This is a genomic window from Rhodococcus sp. R1101, assembly GCF_000278445.1.
GTDB lineage: Bacteria > Actinomycetota > Actinomycetes > Mycobacteriales > Mycobacteriaceae > Rhodococcus > Rhodococcus gordoniae.
This window is the reverse complement of sequence record NZ_AJVB01000630.1, coordinates 1-1,836: the sequence shown is the minus strand read 5'-3', so window position 1 is coordinate 1,836 and position 1,836 is coordinate 1. Positions and strand designations below refer to the sequence as shown.

Below are 1,836 nucleotides of genomic sequence, written 5' to 3'. Positions count from 1 at the left end.
CGTCGGCGACGAACCGCTCGTCGCCGTGCACCATCGCGACGCGCCGGATCGTGCGCGCAGCCTTGCCGATCAGCTCGCACAGCGACTCCCGGACGGCACCGAGATCATCGTCTCCGAACTCGACGCGGTGCTCGGCGCGCACGTCGGACCGGGCGCGGTCGGTGTCGTCGTCGCGTCTGCGGCGACCGGGGCATCCGGCACCTCGGAGGACTGAACCTCTTTACGCCACGTCCCCGACCGCATCGCGGCGGCCGGGGACCGATTCGCACGTTCATCCACAGGGATACGAGTCATCCACAGCCCCGGCCGGATCGGTGGCGACACGGGACCCGGCCGGTGTGGACGCCGTTAGCGTCGCGGCATGGCGAGCAGTGACCACCGTGACCTCGCGCGCACCCGTCTCGGCGCGATCACACGTTCCTCGGCGGACATGCCTGCGGAACCGTCCTGGACGAACGGCAGGCCGACGAACGACGATCACCCCTGGGCGGATCCGGACGGCGACGACGAATCCGTTCACTCCGGTGCCGTCCGGGAGCGGTTCGCCGATCGGCTGACCGCCGCGCGGTGGGACACGGGACGGCGGGGGACCGCCGCTCTCGCAGGGATCGGAGTGCTCGCTGCCACTGTGGCCCTCGTCGTCGTATGGCGCGACCGTCCCGTCGCCGAACCGGTGCCACCCCTCCCGCGGGTCGAGGTCGTGGAATCGGCCGAGCCTTCGGACGCGCTCCGGCCGAGGGCGGCAGATGCGGCACAGCCGGGTACGGCCGAGGTCGTCGTCAGCGTGGTCGGGGCGGTGGCACGCCCCGGACTCGTGCGGCTGCAACCCGGCACGCGCGTCGCGGACGCGCTCGACGCTGCCGGCGGTGCTGCGGACGGAGCCGATCTCGTGGGACTGAACCTGGCCCGGCGGGTGGCCGACGGTGATCAGATCGTCGTGGGAATCGCTCCGCCCCAACCTGTTCCGAATACCAGTGGAATCGTGGGCGCGCAGCCGTCGGGTGCCGGTCCGCCGGAGGCAGGTGGGCTGCTGAACCTCAATGCGGCCGACGAGGCCGCGCTCGACGCCCTGCCCGGTGTCGGACCGGTGACGGCTGCGGCGATCGTGTCGTGGCGGGACGCGAACGGACCGTTCACGGACGTCGAACAACTCGGTGAGGTCGACGGGATCGGACCTGCGCGGTTGGCGAGGTTGCGTGAACTGGTCACCGCGTGACGATGCGGCTGTGCACACCGGTGATCGCGTGACCGCACGCGGCGATACCGCGGTCCCGACGGTTGTCGACGCGCGGCTGGTGCCGTGTGCGCTCGCCGCGTGGGGCGTGACCCTGCTGGCCTTGTACACCGGCTGGCGGATCGTGAGCGTCGTGGCGCTCGTCGCCGTCGTCGGGTGCGCGGTGACGGTCCGTCTCGTCGCGACCGGCCGCCTGCGGCGCGTCGGTGCCGGGGTCCTCCTCGCGGTATCGGCCGTCGTCGCGGGATTCGGGTCGGCCGCCGGACTGCGGATGTGGGCGGCCGATCATCACCCGATCGCTTCCGCAGCGGCGACCGGATCGTGGGCCACCGTCGTTCTCGTCCCGACCGACGACCCGCGACGCATCCGGGCGGCGGCGTTCGACGGCACGCCCCGGGTGCGTATTCCGGCACGCCTCGAGCACGTGACGACGGGCGGGCGGGCCCTCGACACCGGAGGATCGGTGATGGTCTTCGCGCCGGCCGACTCGTGGGGTGATCTTCTACCGGCGCAACAGGTCACCGCACGTGTGCGAGCGGCACCGCCCACCGGGCCGGGCACCACGGTGGCGGTGCTCCGAGCGGAGACCGCGCCGACGGTGA

At 72.5% G+C, this 1,836-nt stretch carries 2 protein-coding genes and 1 pseudogene; all 3 read left to right on the top strand.

Features of this window, described 5'->3' with window-relative positions:
• Positions 1-214 (top strand): DegV family protein (locus R1101_RS28250; protein WP_037224747.1); only part of this gene is annotated, 214 nt, incomplete at its 5' end.
• Positions 215-361: 147 nt separating this feature from the next.
• Positions 362-1,216 (top strand): ComEA family DNA-binding protein, encoded by an 855-nt coding sequence (locus R1101_RS0122550; RefSeq protein ID WP_016935475.1) that lies wholly within the window; start codon positions 362-364, stop codon positions 1,214-1,216.
• A gap of 28 nt (positions 1,217-1,244) precedes the next feature.
• Positions 1,245-1,836 (top strand): annotated as a pseudogene (locus tag R1101_RS28245) (competence protein ComEC); the annotation flags it as partial.